The following is a 15,562-nucleotide window of genomic DNA, read 5'->3' on the forward strand; positions in this document are numbered from 1 at the left end:
CTTATAAAAAATCTAAATTTAGTGTATATTAATTAAGAATCATGAGCAGTTTATTATCATCACTATCTAAAACAATTCATGCATCGCTTGCATTAGTAATTATATTGTTTTTAGGTCTTTCCTATTTAAATGATGGTATTGCATTCGATACTCTTTTTTGGAGCTGGTTATTTAGATACATTCATGTTGTTGTTGCAATAATGTGGATAGGATTGTTGTGGTATTTTAATTTTGTTCAAATTCCAAATATGGGAAAAATACCTGATGAACAAAAACCTGCTATTGGGAAAGTAATTGCTCCTGCTGCATTATTTTATTTTAGATGGGCAGCTGCGTTTACTGTTCTTTCAGGATTAATTTTAGCTCTGTTAAATGGATATTTACATGATGCTATGACTTTTAGCATTGGATCTGGTGTTCCAAAACATACAGCAATAGGAATTGGTATGTGGTTAGGAATTGTAATGGCTTTTAATGTTTGGTTTGTGATTTGGCCAAACCAAAAAAGAGCTTTAGGAATAGTTGAAGCTGATCCAGAAACAAAAGCTAAGTCTGCTAAAACTGCAATGTTATTTTCAAGAACAAATACACTTTTATCTCTACCAATGTTACTTTCAATGGTAGCTGCTCAAAACTTATATTAAACTGTTTTACTATCGTCTTCTCTTAAGACTGTTTTTTGTGATACTCTTAATCTCACTAAAACTGTATTAGCTATATAAATCGAAGAATAAGTTCCAAACACAACACCAAGTATCATTGCTAAAGAAAAACCTTTTAAAATTTCGCCACCAAAAAAGAATATCGCCAATAAAGCTAACAAAGTTGTAGCTGAGGTTATTATTGTTCTAGATAAAGTTTCATTAATTGAAATATTTGTTAATTCAAAAATTTTAATGTCTGAATATTTTCTCAAATTTTCTCTAACACGATCAAAGATTACAACTGTGTCATTCATAGAATAACCAACAATAGTTAGAACAGCTGCAATAATTGATAAATTAATCTCAAGACTAAACAATGAAAAAATTCCCAATGTAACAATTACATCATGAAATAATGCCAAAATTGCGCCCAAACTAAATTGCCACTCGAAACGTATCCAAATATAAATAAGCATTACAGTTAAAGATAAAGAAATTGCTATCACGCCAGCTTTAAGCAATTCAGCACTAACTTTAGGACCTACATTTTCAACTCTTCTAAAATCATAGTTATTTCCAAAAGAACTGTCTAAATCTTTTTTAATATCTTCTATAATATTTTTTTTATTATCTTTATTTTCAAATTTAATTAGAAAATCAGTATCATTTCCAAATTTTTTAACAGAAACATCTCCTAAATACATTTGATTAAATTTATCTCTCAATGAACTAACACTAATTTTGCTATCTGTTGACCTTAATTCAATCAATGTTCCACCTTTAAAGTCTATACCGTAATTTAAACCTTTAAAAATTAGTAATAAAAGTGATGCTGCAATTAAGAATATAGATAGTATGTTAAAGTGATTATAGTATTTATTGAATGCTATCATTAGATTAGTTTTTCCTTATTTTTATTTCTTGTCACATAAAGACTAGTGAACAATCTTGCTATAAAATAAACTGAAAATAGTGTTGTAAAAATTCCAACACCTAGAGTAACAGCAAATCCTTTTACTGGACCAGAACCCATAAAAAATAAAATTATAGCTGCTAATAAAGTAGTAATATTTGCATCAATAATTGCTGTTCTTGATTTTGTGTAACCTCCATCAAAAGCTAAAATATTATTACTTTCATCTTTAAGTTCTTCCTTAATTCTTTCAAAGATTAAAACATTTGCGTCAACTGCCATTCCAACAGTTAAAATTATCCCTGCTATACCTGGAAGAGTTAGTGTTGCTTCAAATAAAGTTAAAATACCAAGTAATAAAAATAAATTTATTATTAATGTTACGTTAGTGATTAATCCAAACACTTTGTATTTAACAAACATAAAAATAATAACTAATAAAAAACCTATAGCTAAAGCGATCATTCCTGCATTAATCGAATCTTGTCCTAGATCAGGACCTACAGTTCTTTCCTCTATAATATCTAATGGGGCAGGTAATGCTCCAGATCTTAATAATAAAGCTAAATCTGTAGCACTTTGGAAAGTAAATCCCCCACTGATCTGTCCAGATCCACTTGCTATTGTATCTCTAACAACAGGTGCACTAATTATTCTTCCATCTAAAACAATGGCTAATTGTTTTCCAATACCAGTAGATGTTGCTTTACCAAATCTTTTGGCTCCTACTCTATCTAATGTAAATGACACAATAGTTTGATTGTTTTGAGTGTCCATTTTTGGTTGTGCATCTAATAGATTTTCACCACTGATGATTATTCTTTTGCTTACTGTTGCCTCTTCTAAACCATCTTCAAATTTTAACTTCTCAACACCAAATCTATCGCTTTCATCATTAGTTACAAATCTAAATGTAAGATTTGCAGTTTTTCCTAATAGTGATTTAATTCTTTGAGGATCATCTAACCCAGGAAGTTCAACTAGAATTCTATCATTACCTCTCTTTAAAATATTTGGTTCATTAGTACCGACTTCATCTACCCTTCTTCTTACAATTTCTATAGCTTGATCTTGCGATGAAGTTTTAAGATTGATTATGCCTTGTCTTGAAAAACTTACTTTTAAATTGATACCATTATCTTCGATATCAAGTTGGTGTGATTTAAATCTTGGGTAATAAGGATTTAGATCACTATTTTCATCTTGAAACACATCTAGTACTGCTTGTTTGTCTAAATCAGCAACATTGAAAAAAATATTTTGATTATCAATTTTAATATTATTAACTTTGATGTTTTTCTCTTTGAAATAATTTCTAATAGTGGTTGTTAAATTTTGTAATTTTTGTTCAATTACAGGCTCATTATCAATTTCAAGTAGAAGATAAGAGCCACCTTGTAAATCTAAACCAAGATTTATTTTCTTATTAAAAAAACTATCATCGAACTTAAATAAATTTGATGAAGCAATTAAAATAAATAATAAAGAAAATAAAGTTACAAATAAGATTCTCAGTTTAGAAAAATAAAGCACTTATCTTAATTGATTATTTTTTAACTTCTGGAGTATTGTTTAAGAGACTTTGAATACCTGTAGCTTTAACAATTTCTACTTTGACATTTTCAGCTATTTCAACTTCTACTTTATCGTTATCAATTAATCTTTCTACTCTTCCTGTTATACCACCTGATGTGACTACTTTATCACCTCTCTTTAAACCTTCGACCATTACTTTATGCTCTTTAACTTTTTTTTGCTGTGGTCTGATTAAGAAAAAATAAAAAATAACAAAAATTAAAATTAGCGGTATAAATTGACCTATTCCTGAACCTTCCATAAAACTCCTTTAAATTATGGCATTCTTATACCATCTAACTAATTAAAACAACTTTAATTGTTAGAAATCAATTCCATATTGTTCATATAAGGTCTTAGAACTTTAGGAATTATAATAGAACCATCTTTTTGCTGATAGTTTTCCATAATTGCAATCAGAGTTCTTCCAACAGCTAAACCGCTTCCATTTAACGTACCTGCAAAAACATTTTCCTTATTATTATTTTTATATCTTGCCTTCATACGCTGTGCTTGAAACGTCGAACAAGATGAACATGAAGATATTTCTCTATATTTATTTTCTGATGGTAACCATACCTCAATATCATAGGTCTTCTCTGCGCTAAAACCCATATCACCTGAACATAAAATTACTTTTCGATAAGGTAATTCTAATTTATCTAGTATGTCAGTGGCACAATTTGTCATTCTCTCTAATTCTTCTAAACATTTTTCATTCTCAACAATGCTTACCATTTCAACTTTGTAAAATTGATGCTGCCTAATCATGCCTCTTGTATCCTTTCCATAACTTCCAGCTTCTTTTCTAAAACAAGGAGTTGAAGCAACAAATCTCATTGGTAAATTATTAAGATCAATCATTTTATCTTTAACAATATTGGTTAAAATCACTTCTGCTGTTGGTATCAAAAATTTTCTATCTGAACCTTCGTCAAATTTAATTTCAAACTGATCATTTTCAAATTTTGGCAACTGGCCAGTGCCGTACATAGTGCTTTCTGATGCCATTAATGGAGGTGATATTTCCTGATAACCATTTTGATGAATATGCGTATCAAGCATAAAATTTGATATTGCCCTTTCTAAAAGAGCCAATTTATCTTTTACAAATACAAATCTTGAACCAGTAGTTTTTGTAGCTAAATCAAAATCAAGCATATTTAGTTTTTCTCCTAATTCGTAATGTGTTTTAGGTTTAAATTCTAAATTGGGTATCTCTCCTGATTTTAATATTTCTTTGTTATCATTTTCGTCTTTACCATTTGGAACATCTTCATGTGGTATATTGGGTATGCTAGACAGTATACTATCTAAATCAAACTTAATTTGTTTTTGATCTTCTACAATTTTCTCGAGTTCCTTGCTAATTTCTTTAGATTTCTTAAATAAACTCTCATCTTTTGATTTAGAAATATCTTTTTTTTCTTTTTCTAAACTTTCTTTTTTTTGAATTAAATTTCTATTTTGTTCATCTAATTTTTGAATTTTTTCAAAATCTACTTCTAAATTTCTTTTTTCAAGAGATTTTTGAAATTTGGAAAAATCTTTTCGTATTTCTTTAATGTTATGCATCTTCTTTTTGTAAATTTTTATTTTCTATAAATTTTACTGAAAATATTGATAATTCATACAGAATTAATAAAGGTATTGCTAAACCTATTTGAGTTATTGGATCCGGTGGTGTTAACAATGCAGCTGCTGCAAATATAATAACAACTACATATTTTCTTCTCTCTTTTAAAAATTGACTATCAACAATTCCGATTCTTGCTAATAAACTTAAAACAACTGGTAACTGAAAACTGATACCAAAAGCAAAAATTAATTTCATAACTAGTGATAAATATTCATTAACTTTAGCTTCTAATTGGATTGGTAAATTTGTAGAAAGACCTGTGCTTTCAAATGAAAGAAAAAATTTAATCGCAAGTGGCATTATCAAATAATAAACGAGCATCCCTCCTAGAAAAAATAATATTGGTGTTAATATAAGGTAAGGCAGAATTGCTACCTTTTCATGTTTATACAAACCTGGTGCAATAAATTTCCAAATTTGCATTAAGATAAAAGGACATGTAACAAAAAAAGCAGTAAAGAATGATACTTTAAGATATGTTAAAAAGGTTTCTTGTAAAGCTGTAAATATTAATCTTCTATCAGAGCCATCTTCTTTTACAGCTCTTGCAAATGGATCAACAAGGAAACCATAGATATGTTCTGCAAATAAGTAACAAATTACAAAAAAGATAAATAAAAAGATAAAGCTATTTATCAATCTTTTTCTTAATTCTGTAAGGTGACTAACAAATCCACCTTCCTGATCTTCATTACTCATCTTTTTTAATTTCTTTTTTTATTTCGTTATCAATTTTTTCTTCATCTATCTCTAGATTTGAAACTTCATTTTGAATATTGTTAACGTATCTTTTTGCTGATCCGATCCACGAGCCTGCTTTTTTTAACATTACTGGAAAATCCTTTGGACCAAGAACTATTATAGCAATAGCAACTACAATTAAAATTTCAAACCAACCGATAGTAGGCATTTAAATTAGTTTTTGTTATCCGAGTCTTTGTTATCGTCAGATATATTTTTTGGCTCTGTGTCATCAGTTACGTCTGATGCCATTCCTTTTTTGAAACTTTTAATTCCTTTAGCTACATCACCCATTAAGCTTGAAATCTTTCCTCTTCCAAACAATAAAACAACTAATATAACTACAATAGCTATTTGCCAAATTCCTATACTCATAAAAAACTTATAACCTTTTTAAGGTTGTTTTGAAAGTTACTTTTTTACTATTCTTTATCTTCGGGATCTAGAGTGCTATTAAGCATTTCATCTATATTAGAATAAATATCTTCTTTTTTCTCTTCTTGCTTTTCTTTGTAAAATTTTCCAGTCCCAAAAATAGCATTATCAACACTTGAACTATCAATTAAACCAGCAGCTCCTAATTCATCAATTGTTGGAAGATCAGATAATTTTTGTATGTTAAAATGACTTAAAAAATCATCAGTAGTTATGTACTGAATTGGTCTACCTGGAACATCTTTTCGACCACCTGGTTTTACCCAATTTAATTCCATTAATATCTCTAAAGTATTAGTACCAAAAGCAACTCCCCTTATTTCTTCAATTTCAGCTCTCGTAACCGGTTGGTGATAAACAATTATAGCCAATGTCTCTACTGCAGCTCTTGATAGTTTCTTTTCAACAGTTTTTTCTTGAGACATCAAACTTGATAAGTTTGGTGACGTTCTAAAAGACCACTTATCTTTTATACAAATTAAATTAATTCCCCTATTTGAATATTCTTGTCTTAATTTTTCTAAAGACTCTGGAACGTTACCTTTTTTAGAAACTTTACTTTCTATTGTATCTACATCTAAAGGCTCAGCTGCCGCAAAAATAATTGCTTCTATTTCTTTATCCAAATCCGATAATTTTGATGGAAACTTTAAAACATTATCTTTTGAAGCTTTTGCTTTTTTAATCATATATTTCCTTTATATATATTTCATCAAACAATTTATCTTGTTTAATTGATAAATTTCCTTCTTTAACTAATTCTAATGATCCAGCAAATATTCCTGCTTTACCAGTTTTCTTGTATTTTGAACCACTTTTAAAATTACTTGGTATTAAATCGTCCAATTTTTTCCATTCAAATAGTTTACCAAAAAATTCTCTAATTGTTTTGATCCCATCTTCTGTTGTGAACACAGGAAGTTTTGGAATATTCATTTTTTGAAAATCTTTAGTCATTATTATTGTTGAGTAAGCTTTCATTAGCTCAAATAAACTTAAGTTATATTCCGTGCTATAAATTGATCTAATACTTCCTTTCATGCCCCTAGTTCTGATCTCTCTACCTAATCTTTTTCTCTTAAGCATTTGTTCAGATAATAATCGAATTAATTCTAATTTTTTTAGCTGTAATTTTAACTTTTCTGCAACTTCTTGAACTTTAAATTCTTCTTCAGGGGTACCAGGTAAAAGTAATTTTGATTTTAAATAAGCTAACCAAGTAGCCATTAAAAGATATTCAGAAGCAATTTCTAAATTTAAGTTTTTTTCATTGGTAATATACTCATGAAATTGATCTGCTAACTTAGTTATAGATATTTCTTCTAAATCAACTTTTTGAGCTTTTGCTAAATCTAAAAGTACATCTAATGGTCCATTATAATTATTTATATCGACATTAAATAATTCAGAATCAGTGGCAGACATGAAAAGATATTAACTTAAAATTTTATAAAATTGAGATGTTTTTTTAACAATAAAACTATTCACTTGAGGTGAATTTTCTGCAACTATCTTCATTTCTTTCATATTTCCATTGCAATGAAGTGCTATATTACAACCTGCACTGAATAAATTAATGGTATTAATTTTTAAATCATCACTTAAACTCTTCATTGATAAGTCATCTGAAATTAAAATATTCTTAAATCCTATATTTTTCCTAATAATATTAATTATTTTTTTAGAGTGAGTGGCAGTGTTATTTTTATCAATTTTTGAATAAACAACATGACCTGTCATTGCAAATAAACATTTCTTCTTTTTAAATGTCCAAAAATCGTTTTTGAGAAGATATCCATATGTTTTATTAATAATCGGTGTTGAATAATGACTGTCGACTTTTGCTAAACCATGACCAGGTATATGCTTTATTACAGTTCCTATTGAGTTATTTTGAAATAATTCAATACAAATATCACCTAATTTAGAGACAATTTTTTTATTTTTTGAATAAGATCGATCACCAATTACTTTGCTTGCACCATTAACTCTAAGATCTAAAACTGGAACAGTATTGATATTCACACCAATTAAATTCAATAAATAAGAGGTCTTATCTACAAATAACTTATAAACGATTTCAAATTTTTTTTTATCTTTACTAAACAAATCTCCAAAATATTCAGATGTCATATTATCAAAGGAAATTAAATTTTTTAGTCTGTTTACTCTTCCTCCTTCTTGATCAATCATGATTGGATATTTTTTATCCTTAAAAATTTTTCTAATGCTAGAGGTTAATTTTTTAACTTGATCAAAAGATTTAATATTTCTAGTAAATAGGACAATTCCCCAGGGTTTATATTTTTTTAGAAATAAAATTTCATTTTTAGATAATTTTGTTGATTTTAAACCAACTATAAAAGATTTTCTTTTACTTATCATTATCTAATAATTTCCAAAAATTAAACTTTTTCTTTTTCTTTTTGTTTGTTTGCTTAACATACTCAATTACATTTTGTGTATCATTCTCTAAAACTGGTAAATTTTTTGAATATAATTTTATTTTCTCATCAATATTTTGATGAGATCTGTATGATTTTTTTTTGTGTTCATCTGAAAAATAATATTTTCCTGTAAAAAAAATAAATAAAAGTATTACTAAAACAAATATTAAGTACTTTATTTCTTTAAGCATTACATTTGATTGGGTGTATCAACACCAACAATATCCATACCTGTTTTAATAACATTAGAAATAGCTTTCAAAAATATCAATTTATCTGGTGAAACTGTTTTTTGATCATTAATGAACCTTTTTTCTGGAAATTGTTTTCCTAAATTCCAAAACGAGTGAAATTCCGATGCAAGATCGTATAAGTATACAGGTATTCTATGTGGTTCTAATTTTGTGCTTGCAGAATCTATACATTTTGGCCACTCAGATAATTTTTTTAAAATTTTAATTTCATCATTAGAATATTCAAAATTGAAATCATTTAATTCAATTTTTGAATTTAAGTCTTTATCTATATGTCTAAATACAGATGAAATTCTAGCATAACAATATTGAACATAATATAATGGATTGTCTTTAGATTTTTCTTTGACTGCATCGAAATCAAAATCTAATTCAACATCACTACTTCTGTTAAGCATAATAAATCTTGTTGCATCTTTTCCAACTTCTTCAATCAAGTCATCAACCGTAATGTAATCCCCTTTTCTTTTAGACATTTTAAAAGGCTTGTTATCTTTTATTAATTTTACTAACTGACTAATTTTACAAATTAATGTATCTTTTTTTCCTGACAGTGCTTCAACAGATGAAGTAATCCGTTTTATATAACCTGCGTGATCTGCTCCAAGAATATTGATTAAGTAATCAAAATTTCTATCAACTTTATTTTTATGATAAGCAACGTCACTTGCAAAATAAGTCCATGTACCATCTGATTTTTGAAGTGCACGATCTTTATCGTCTCCAAAGTCTGTGGATTTAAATAATAATTGCTCTCTTTCAACCCAATCTTTGTTATCTTCACCAGCGGGGGCTTTGATTTTTCCTTTATAAATAAAGTTATTTTTTTCTAAAAAATCTATTACACTTTCAACTTCATTGTTTAATACGATATTTTTTTCACTAACAAAATTATCATGTTTAATACCCAAGCTTTTAAGATTGTTTTTGATAAGCAGAAGTGCCTGCTCTATTGATAAGGCAGTTAATTTATCGCTAATTTCGTCAAAATTATCAAAGTTAATATTTGAATTATTTGAAATTATATTTTTTGCAAAATCAATTAGATAATCCCCAGGATACAAATCAGGATTATCTTCAGGAAATGTTTCTTTAAAATGAACTTCTCTAATTCTAAAATATACGGATTTAGTAAAATTTATAATTTGGTTACCATAATCATTCACATAATATTCTTTTGTAACTTTATGTTTATTAAAAATTAAAACATTAGAGATAACATCACCTAGAATAGCGCCTCTACAATGTCCTACATGTAAAGGACCTGTCGGGTTTGCTGAAACAAACTCTACTAAATAATTATTTTTTTTCTCTTTCTCATTAATTCCAAAACTATCTGCATTTTCTGTGATATTTTTAATAAAATTTGACCAAAAAGATGGTTTAAATTTAATATTAATAAATCCTGGTTTGGCTACAGATATTGTTTCAATTTCGCTGTCATTATTTTTAATTTCAGGAGCAAGTTTTTCTGCAAGCTGTAATGGTGAGGTTTTATTGATTTTTGATAAAACCATTGCAACATTTGTTGAAATATCACAATCAAATTTTGGTGGAGGTATTTCTGCATTAATACCATTAAAACTCTCTGGAATTTCTAGCTGATTATTTTTATTCAAATCAACAATAACTGATTTAATTTTGTCTAAATATAATTCAAAAATATTCATTTATTATCGTTATAAAGGTTAATAGCATATCTATCAGTCATACCAGATATAAAATCTGAAATAGCTCTATATTTGTCTTTAGTCAATTGATCTTTGGACAAAAATTTTCTTGGATTTGATTTAATTATTTTAAATAATTTCTTAATTATTAATTTACCTTTATGATTTTTTTTCAATATTGATTTATTGTCATACATTTTGTATCTTAAGAAAGATTTAATTTCTTTTTCTGCATTCTTAATTTGGTTAGAAAAGCAAACAATTAACTCATTAGATTTAGCTACATCTCTTGAGGATTTTACCTTAAGTTTTTGAATATTTTTTTGGGTATTGTTCAATAAATCTCTAACCATGAGATCAATTGAGTCTCTTATAATTTGATAAATTGCAATTTTATAATTTTTATTAGTAATTTTATTTTTATATTTTTTATGAATATTTTTAAAAAAATCTATTTCGATCAATTCCTCCATTTTAAAAAGATTAGCTTTTATTCCGTCTTGAATATCATGATTGTTATATGCAATATCATCTGAAATTGCTGAAATTTGAGCTTCAAGAGAGGGAAATGAATTATATTTAATTTTACCTTTAAAGGTTTTCAGCCCTATTAGCTTGTTAACTAAACCAATATCCTCAACTGGTCCGTTATGTTTAAGAAGACCTTCTAACGTTTCTATAGTTAAATTTAATCCCTTAAATTTAAAATACTTATTTTCTAAAAACATAACTATTCTTAAAGTTTGAAGGTTGTGATCAAAACCACCATAATTCTCCATGCATTCATGTAAGGCATCTTCTCCAGCATGACCGAACGGCGGGTGGCCTAAATCATGTGCTAAACTTAAAGTTTCGGCTAAATCCTCATTTAATTTTAAATATTTAGCTATTGATCTTGCAATTTGAGCAACTTCTATTGAGTGAGTAATCCTTGTTCTAAAATGATCTCCCTCAGTATTAACAAATACTTGGGTTTTATGTTTTAACCTTCTAAATGATGCACTATGAATAATACGATCTCTGTCTCTTTGAAAAGGAGATCGATATTTTGAGTTAGCTTCCTTAATTAGTCTGCCTTTACTTTTGTATACCCCTAACAAAGCGTCTTTTTTCATCCTTTAATTAAAATAATTAAGTATTATATTAGTAATATCAGTGTTGAGACATGATTAAAGAAATTAAATTTACAGATAATGCGTTAAAACAAATAGAAAGTTTGTTAGCAAAAAAAGACAAAGGTTCATTTTTTAGAATCGCTATTAAAGGTGGTGGTTGTTCAGGATTTCAATACGAATTCACTTTTGATAAATCAAAACAAGACGACGATTTAAATTATCAAAATATTTTAATTGATAAAACTTCTGCAGATTTACTTAAAGGATCTGAAGTTGATTATGTTTCTGAGTTAATAGGTGAACAATTTAAAATATCTAATCCACAAACAAAATCTTCTTGTGGTTGTGGTGTTTCTTTCTCACTTTAATGCTGATTTCATCCTGGAATGTCAATTCTGTAAGAGCACGAACTGAAAATATTAAAAGTTATTTATTAAAATATAAACCAGATATTTTAATGATGCAGGAAATCAAAACAGAGGATATCAATTTTCCTTACGATGATTTTTCTTCAATGGATTATGAAAGCCACGTATTTGGTCAAAAGAGTTACAATGGTGTAGCAATTATTTCTAAAAATAAATTAAAAAATATTAAAACTGATTTAATTAAAGATAAATTTAAACAATCAAGAATAATTTCTGCTGAATTTGAACATAAAAAAAAAAATATTCAATTAATAAATATATACACTCCAAATGGAAATCCTGTTGATACTGAAAAATATGACTACAAAAAAAATTGGCTAGATCAATTAATCAAACAACTAAAAACTTTATCTAAGAAAAATCCAAACTTAATTCTTGCAGGTGATTTTAATATAATTCCATCTGCAGAAGATGTTTATAATGTAAAAAGTTTCGAGGATGACGCTTTATACAGGTTGGAAATCAGAAAAAAATTTAGAGAGATGATAAATCTAGGTTTTAACGATGTTTATAGATATTTTAATGAAGAAAAAGAAGGATATACGTTTTGGGATTATATGAGAGGTGCCTGGCAAAAAAATAATGGCATGAGAATTGATCATTTTTTAGTTTCAAATTCATTAATTGATCAAATTAAGGATATAAACATCAACAAAGATCCTCGTGGGAGAGAAAAACCCTCTGACCACACCCCTATTGAAATTACTTTAGCTTAAAGATTTAATTTTATTAACTAACTCTTCGTTTATATTTCTTGGACCAGTGTCCAATCTATTTTTATGACGTCTTTCACCTGGTAATCTTACTTCACCCATTGATTTCATATTCTCAAAAAATTCTTCTGCATGTTTCTGCCAATCAGTACCTGATGTTTTATCTGGATTTATTGCTAATATAAATTCACCACCACTTGGAGGACCACCATCGTTATTATCTTTAGTAGCTGTTTCATAACTAAAATTGTCACCAACTAAAGCGCCCGCTAATAATTCAACCATCATTGCAATTGCAGAACCTTTGTAACCACCAAAAGGTAATAATACTCCACCATCAGCAATTTCGCCTGGATCAGTTGTTTCTTTTCCATCTTTAGTCAAACCAGTTCCAAGTGGAACTTTGTGCCCTTCTCTTTTAGCAACTTGAACTTCTCCCATAGCCATCGATGCAGTTGCCATATCATAAACAACAGGTGTTTTGCCAGGTCTTGGCCAAGCAAATGAAATTGGGTTCGTTCCAAATAATGGTTTTATTGCTCCTGCTGGTGCAACAGCAGGTTTGTAAGATGTACATGCAAAAGCAACTAAACCATCTTCAGCTAACTTTTCTGTTTCAGGCCACATAGCAGCCATATGATGTGAATTGTTTATTGCTAATACTGCAACACCATTTTCTTTTGCAGCTTTAGCTAATTCTGGCAAACCTTTATTTAAAACAACAGGTGCTAAACAATTATTTCCCTCAACTTTAATTACAGAAGGTGATATTTTTTTAACTTCAGGTTTACCTTTTCCATTAATTTTTCCACTTTTAAGACCAGTTACGTATGCAGGCAATCTAAATAAACCATGTGATAATGAACCATCTCTTTCTGCATTTTTTATTAAATCTGATAAAGTTGATGCTGTTTCATCATCGCACCCATTAGCCAAAAGAGTTTTTTTGGCAAGTTCAAATATTTCATCTAAGGTTAAAGGTACTGTGCTCATTACTTCGATTTACACTTTTTACATAAACCAAAAAATTCTAAATTATACTTATTGTATCTCATTCCTGAGTCATCCTCAAAATTTGATAAATATTTTGAAAGTTTTGAATTATTTATCTCTGAAACTTTTTCACAGCTTTCGCAAATAGAAAAAGCTGTTGCTTTAGAAATTTGGCAACTAGAATTTTGACATGCAATAAAAGCATTTCTACTTTCGATCTTATGGATTTTTCCAATTTCAACTAATTTATCTAAAGCTCTATAAACTTGCAGTGGTGCTTTAATCCCTTTTTTTTGAACATTAAAAAGAATTGAATAAGCCTTCATAGGTTCACCAGATTTATCAATAAGATCAAAAATTATTTTTTGGTTTTTAGAAAGATTATGTTCTTTTTGCATTTATAAAATTCTTATCAATTAGTCATTAGTTTTTCAATTGAATGGATTGCTTTATTTTAAATAAAGACAAAATGAATAAAAATAATGATGCAGCAATTATTGATGGTCCTGAGGCTGTATTAAACTCAAGTGAGGAAAATAATCCCAGTATTACAGATAATAAACCACCTATAATTGAGAAAAATATCATTTTCTGAGGACTGTCTGAGATGTTTCTGGCCATAGCTGCTGGAATGATTAGCATTCCGGTTATTAATAATAATCCTACCATTTTTATTGAAATTGCGATGATTGCTGCCATTAAAATTGTGAATACGGCTTTAGCGCGCTCAGGATTTAATCCTTCAGCCTCCGCTAATTCGTAATTAACAGTAGACGCAAATAAAGGTTTCCATATCAATTTTAAAATCAACAATATGATAGCGCCACCTATCCAAATTATTAGTATGTCATTTTTAGTTACAGCCAATATGTCACCAAACAACAGACCCATTATATCAAATCTAATGAATGTTAAAAAACCTATCACAACCAAGCCTACTGCTAAAGAAGAATGGGCTAACAAACCTAGCAAAGCATCACCAGGTAGATTAGTTTTTTTTTGAAGTTGAATAAGAATTAAAGCAACTACAGATGAAATTACAAAAACAGATAAGGCTATATTTAACTCTAAAGAATAAGCCATGGTCACTCCTAATAAAGCTGAGTGAGAGAGTGTATCACCAAAATAAGATAATCTTCTCCAAATTACAAAACAACCCAAGGGGCCAGTAACTAAAGCCACACCTATTCCCGCAACTAAAGCTCTAATAAAAAAATCATCAAACATATTAATTTTTCTTTATTTGCCCTTCCTCTGAATGAACATGATCATGTTTATGTTCATATACAGAAAGAATTTGAGATGCTTTTTCGCCAAATAAGGTTTTATATTCGGTGTTTTTTGCCACATCCATTGGTGTACCAGAACAGCAAACATGGCCGTTTAAACAAACAACATGATCAGTAGCTGTCATGACAGTGTGTAAATCATGTGAAATTAACAAAATTCCACAATTGAGAGTGTCTGAAATTTTTTTAATCAATTCATAAAGAGCAATTTCACCTGTGTAATCTACACCTTGAACAGGTTCATCAAGAACTAATAATTCTGGTTTTTTTGAAATAGCCCTTGCTAATAAAACTCTTTGAAACTCACCCCCAGATAAATTTCCTAAATTTTTATTTTTTAAGTGAATGACACCAGTTAGATTTAAAGCTTCATCTATCGCTTCCTCGTCAATATTTTCTGTCAACAGCATAAAATCATAAACACGAAGAGGTAATGTCCAATCTATAGATATTTTTTGAGGAACATATCCAATCTTGTTAGTATATTTCTCAACATTCCCTTCTATATTTTTATAAATTCCTAAAGCAATTTTTGCAGTTGTACTTTTTCCTGACCCGTTAGGACCAATTAAAGTTACAATTTTTCCTTTTTCAACTTTTAACGAAACACCTTCTACCAACCACTTTCCATTTTGTCGAAAGCCTGCATTATTTAGTTGAACCAAAGTTTTATTCTCAGAATTCATTTATTCCTTGACTTGTAAAT

General features: G+C 28.4%; 20 protein-coding genes. 3 read left to right on the forward strand and 17 right to left on the reverse strand.

The window, feature by feature from the left end; all coding sequences use genetic code 11:
- Positions 1-41: 41 nt before the first annotated feature.
- Entirely contained in the window at positions 42-644 is a 603-nt protein-coding gene (locus ACTTA8_RS02785; protein WP_440654181.1) for a urate hydroxylase PuuD, read from the forward strand.
- On the opposite strand, the gene secF is transcribed toward ACTTA8_RS02785, so the two are convergent.
- From secF to ACTTA8_RS02850, 13 genes are read right to left on the reverse strand one after another with little or no spacing between them, the layout of a single operon-like run.
- Positions 641-1,537 carry a protein translocase subunit SecF gene (gene secF, locus ACTTA8_RS02790; RefSeq protein ID WP_440654182.1) on the reverse strand — a complete coding sequence of 299 codons (897 nt, stop codon included), beginning with the start codon at positions 1,535-1,537 and terminating at the stop codon, positions 641-643. The two genes, ACTTA8_RS02785 and secF, sit on opposite strands and share 4 nt — an antisense overlap.
- On the reverse strand, positions 1,537-3,090 hold the full coding sequence (secD, locus tag ACTTA8_RS02795) for a protein translocase subunit SecD (RefSeq protein ID WP_440654183.1): 1,554 nt from the start codon (positions 3,088-3,090) through the stop codon (positions 1,537-1,539). Before secD ends, secF begins: the two co-directional genes overlap by 1 nt.
- A gap of 13 nt (positions 3,091-3,103) precedes the next feature.
- The gene (gene yajC, locus ACTTA8_RS02800) at positions 3,104-3,394 is read right to left on the reverse strand and encodes a preprotein translocase subunit YajC (RefSeq protein WP_440654184.1); all 291 of its coding nucleotides are present in this window, start codon (positions 3,392-3,394) and stop codon (positions 3,104-3,106) included.
- Positions 3,395-3,447: 53 nt separating this feature from the next.
- Complete coding sequence (gene serS / locus ACTTA8_RS02805) at positions 3,448-4,707, reverse strand: serine--tRNA ligase (RefSeq protein WP_440648414.1); 1,260 nt, start codon at positions 4,705-4,707, stop codon at positions 3,448-3,450.
- Positions 4,700-5,470, reverse strand: coding sequence for a twin-arginine translocase subunit TatC (gene tatC / locus ACTTA8_RS02810; protein WP_262589221.1), 771 nt, complete (start codon positions 5,468-5,470; stop codon positions 4,700-4,702). The genes serS and tatC overlap by 8 nt, the downstream gene beginning before the upstream one ends.
- The gene (gene tatB, locus ACTTA8_RS02815; RefSeq protein WP_262589222.1) at positions 5,463-5,681 is read right to left on the reverse strand and encodes a Sec-independent protein translocase protein TatB; all 219 of its coding nucleotides are present in this window, start codon (positions 5,679-5,681) and stop codon (positions 5,463-5,465) included. The genes tatC and tatB overlap by 8 nt, the downstream gene beginning before the upstream one ends.
- Before the next feature lie 5 nt (positions 5,682-5,686).
- Positions 5,687-5,887, reverse strand: coding sequence for a twin-arginine translocase TatA/TatE family subunit (gene tatA / locus ACTTA8_RS02820; RefSeq protein ID WP_262589223.1), 201 nt, complete (start codon positions 5,885-5,887; stop codon positions 5,687-5,689).
- Between the two features lie 47 nt (positions 5,888-5,934).
- Positions 5,935-6,636, reverse strand: a complete 702-nt coding sequence (scpB, locus tag ACTTA8_RS02825) for an SMC-Scp complex subunit ScpB (protein WP_440654186.1) — start codon at positions 6,634-6,636, stop codon at positions 5,935-5,937.
- Positions 6,629-7,372 carry a segregation and condensation protein A gene (locus ACTTA8_RS02830; RefSeq protein WP_440654187.1) on the reverse strand — a complete coding sequence of 248 codons (744 nt, stop codon included), beginning with the start codon at positions 7,370-7,372 and terminating at the stop codon, positions 6,629-6,631. The genes scpB and ACTTA8_RS02830 overlap by 8 nt, the downstream gene beginning before the upstream one ends.
- 9 nt (positions 7,373-7,381) lie before the next feature.
- Complete coding sequence (locus ACTTA8_RS02835; RefSeq protein WP_440654188.1) at positions 7,382-8,332, reverse strand: glycoside hydrolase family 3 N-terminal domain-containing protein; 951 nt, start codon at positions 8,330-8,332, stop codon at positions 7,382-7,384.
- Entirely contained in the window at positions 8,322-8,585 is a 264-nt protein-coding gene (locus tag ACTTA8_RS02840; RefSeq protein WP_262589227.1) for a hypothetical protein, read from the reverse strand. The genes ACTTA8_RS02835 and ACTTA8_RS02840 overlap by 11 nt, the downstream gene beginning before the upstream one ends.
- A complete protein-coding gene (gene argS / locus ACTTA8_RS02845) occupies positions 8,585-10,318 on the reverse strand; it encodes an arginine--tRNA ligase (RefSeq protein WP_440654190.1) in 1,734 nt (577 codons plus the stop codon). The genes ACTTA8_RS02840 and argS overlap by 1 nt, the downstream gene beginning before the upstream one ends.
- Complete coding sequence (locus ACTTA8_RS02850; RefSeq protein ID WP_440654191.1) at positions 10,315-11,433, reverse strand: deoxyguanosinetriphosphate triphosphohydrolase; 1,119 nt, start codon at positions 11,431-11,433, stop codon at positions 10,315-10,317. Before ACTTA8_RS02850 ends, argS begins: the two co-directional genes overlap by 4 nt.
- A gap of 50 nt (positions 11,434-11,483) precedes the next feature.
- Between ACTTA8_RS02850 and ACTTA8_RS02855 the strand changes: the two genes are divergently transcribed.
- Entirely contained in the window at positions 11,484-11,801 is a 318-nt protein-coding gene (locus ACTTA8_RS02855) for a HesB/IscA family protein (RefSeq protein WP_262589230.1), read from the forward strand.
- Positions 11,801-12,577 (forward strand): exodeoxyribonuclease III, encoded by a 777-nt coding sequence (gene xth / locus ACTTA8_RS02860; RefSeq protein WP_440654192.1) that lies wholly within the window; start codon positions 11,801-11,803, stop codon positions 12,575-12,577. The genes ACTTA8_RS02855 and xth overlap by 1 nt, the downstream gene beginning before the upstream one ends.
- Here xth and ACTTA8_RS02865 read toward each other — a convergent pair.
- Genes ACTTA8_RS02865 through ACTTA8_RS02880 form a run of 4 tightly spaced genes read right to left on the reverse strand, consistent with a single transcriptional unit; the run spans position 12,569 to position 15,542 of the window.
- A complete protein-coding gene (locus tag ACTTA8_RS02865) occupies positions 12,569-13,567 on the reverse strand; it encodes an Ldh family oxidoreductase (protein ID WP_440654193.1) in 999 nt (332 codons plus the stop codon). The two genes, xth and ACTTA8_RS02865, sit on opposite strands and share 9 nt — an antisense overlap.
- Positions 13,567-13,965, reverse strand: coding sequence for a Fur family transcriptional regulator (locus tag ACTTA8_RS02870; RefSeq protein ID WP_440614396.1), 399 nt, complete (start codon positions 13,963-13,965; stop codon positions 13,567-13,569). Before ACTTA8_RS02870 ends, ACTTA8_RS02865 begins: the two co-directional genes overlap by 1 nt.
- A 25-nt stretch (positions 13,966-13,990) precedes the next feature.
- The gene (locus tag ACTTA8_RS02875) at positions 13,991-14,794 is read right to left on the reverse strand and encodes a metal ABC transporter permease (protein ID WP_440614397.1); all 804 of its coding nucleotides are present in this window, start codon (positions 14,792-14,794) and stop codon (positions 13,991-13,993) included.
- Position 14,795: 1 nt separating this feature from the next.
- A complete protein-coding gene (locus ACTTA8_RS02880; RefSeq protein WP_440654195.1) occupies positions 14,796-15,542 on the reverse strand; it encodes an ATP-binding cassette domain-containing protein in 747 nt (248 codons plus the stop codon).
- Between the last annotated feature and the right edge of the window lie 20 nt (positions 15,543-15,562).

It is taken from the genome of Candidatus Pelagibacter sp. HIMB1506, assembly GCF_052047935.1.
Classification (GTDB): domain Bacteria; phylum Pseudomonadota; class Alphaproteobacteria; order Pelagibacterales; family Pelagibacteraceae; genus Pelagibacter.

What these genes read in the sequence shown, in the direction of transcription:
- ACTTA8_RS02785 (WP_440654181.1), top strand. Translation starts at nt 42, where the DNA reads ATGAGCAGTTTATTATCATCACTATCTAAAACAATTCATGCATCGCTT.
- secF (WP_440654182.1), bottom strand. Translation starts at nt 1,537, where the DNA reads ATGATAGCATTCAATAAATACTATAATCACTTTAACATACTATCTATA.
- yajC (WP_440654184.1), bottom strand. Translation starts at nt 3,394, where the DNA reads ATGGAAGGTTCAGGAATAGGTCAATTTATACCGCTAATTTTAATTTTT.
- serS (WP_440648414.1), bottom strand. Translation starts at nt 4,707, where the DNA reads ATGCATAACATTAAAGAAATACGAAAAGATTTTTCCAAATTTCAAAAA.
- tatC (WP_262589221.1), bottom strand. Translation starts at nt 5,470, where the DNA reads ATGAGTAATGAAGATCAGGAAGGTGGATTTGTTAGTCACCTTACAGAA.
- tatB (WP_262589222.1), bottom strand. Translation starts at nt 5,681, where the DNA reads ATGCCTACTATCGGTTGGTTTGAAATTTTAATTGTAGTTGCTATTGCT.
- tatA (WP_262589223.1), bottom strand. Translation starts at nt 5,887, where the DNA reads ATGAGTATAGGAATTTGGCAAATAGCTATTGTAGTTATATTAGTTGTT.
- scpB (WP_440654186.1), bottom strand. Translation starts at nt 6,636, where the DNA reads ATGATTAAAAAAGCAAAAGCTTCAAAAGATAATGTTTTAAAGTTTCCA.
- ACTTA8_RS02830 (WP_440654187.1), bottom strand. Translation starts at nt 7,372, where the DNA reads ATGTCTGCCACTGATTCTGAATTATTTAATGTCGATATAAATAATTAT.
- ACTTA8_RS02835 (WP_440654188.1), bottom strand. Translation starts at nt 8,332, where the DNA reads ATGATAAGTAAAAGAAAATCTTTTATAGTTGGTTTAAAATCAACAAAA.
- ACTTA8_RS02840 (WP_262589227.1), bottom strand. Translation starts at nt 8,585, where the DNA reads ATGCTTAAAGAAATAAAGTACTTAATATTTGTTTTAGTAATACTTTTA.
- argS (WP_440654190.1), bottom strand. Translation starts at nt 10,318, where the DNA reads ATGAATATTTTTGAATTATATTTAGACAAAATTAAATCAGTTATTGTT.
- ACTTA8_RS02850 (WP_440654191.1), bottom strand. Translation starts at nt 11,433, where the DNA reads ATGAAAAAAGACGCTTTGTTAGGGGTATACAAAAGTAAAGGCAGACTA.
- ACTTA8_RS02855 (WP_262589230.1), top strand. Translation starts at nt 11,484, where the DNA reads ATGATTAAAGAAATTAAATTTACAGATAATGCGTTAAAACAAATAGAA.
- xth (WP_440654192.1), top strand. Translation starts at nt 11,801, where the DNA reads ATGCTGATTTCATCCTGGAATGTCAATTCTGTAAGAGCACGAACTGAA.
- ACTTA8_RS02865 (WP_440654193.1), bottom strand. Translation starts at nt 13,567, where the DNA reads ATGAGCACAGTACCTTTAACCTTAGATGAAATATTTGAACTTGCCAAA.
- ACTTA8_RS02870 (WP_440614396.1), bottom strand. Translation starts at nt 13,965, where the DNA reads ATGCAAAAAGAACATAATCTTTCTAAAAACCAAAAAATAATTTTTGAT.
- ACTTA8_RS02875 (WP_440614397.1), bottom strand. Translation starts at nt 14,794, where the DNA reads ATGTTTGATGATTTTTTTATTAGAGCTTTAGTTGCGGGAATAGGTGTG.
- ACTTA8_RS02880 (WP_440654195.1), bottom strand. Translation starts at nt 15,542, where the DNA reads ATGAATTCTGAGAATAAAACTTTGGTTCAACTAAATAATGCAGGCTTT.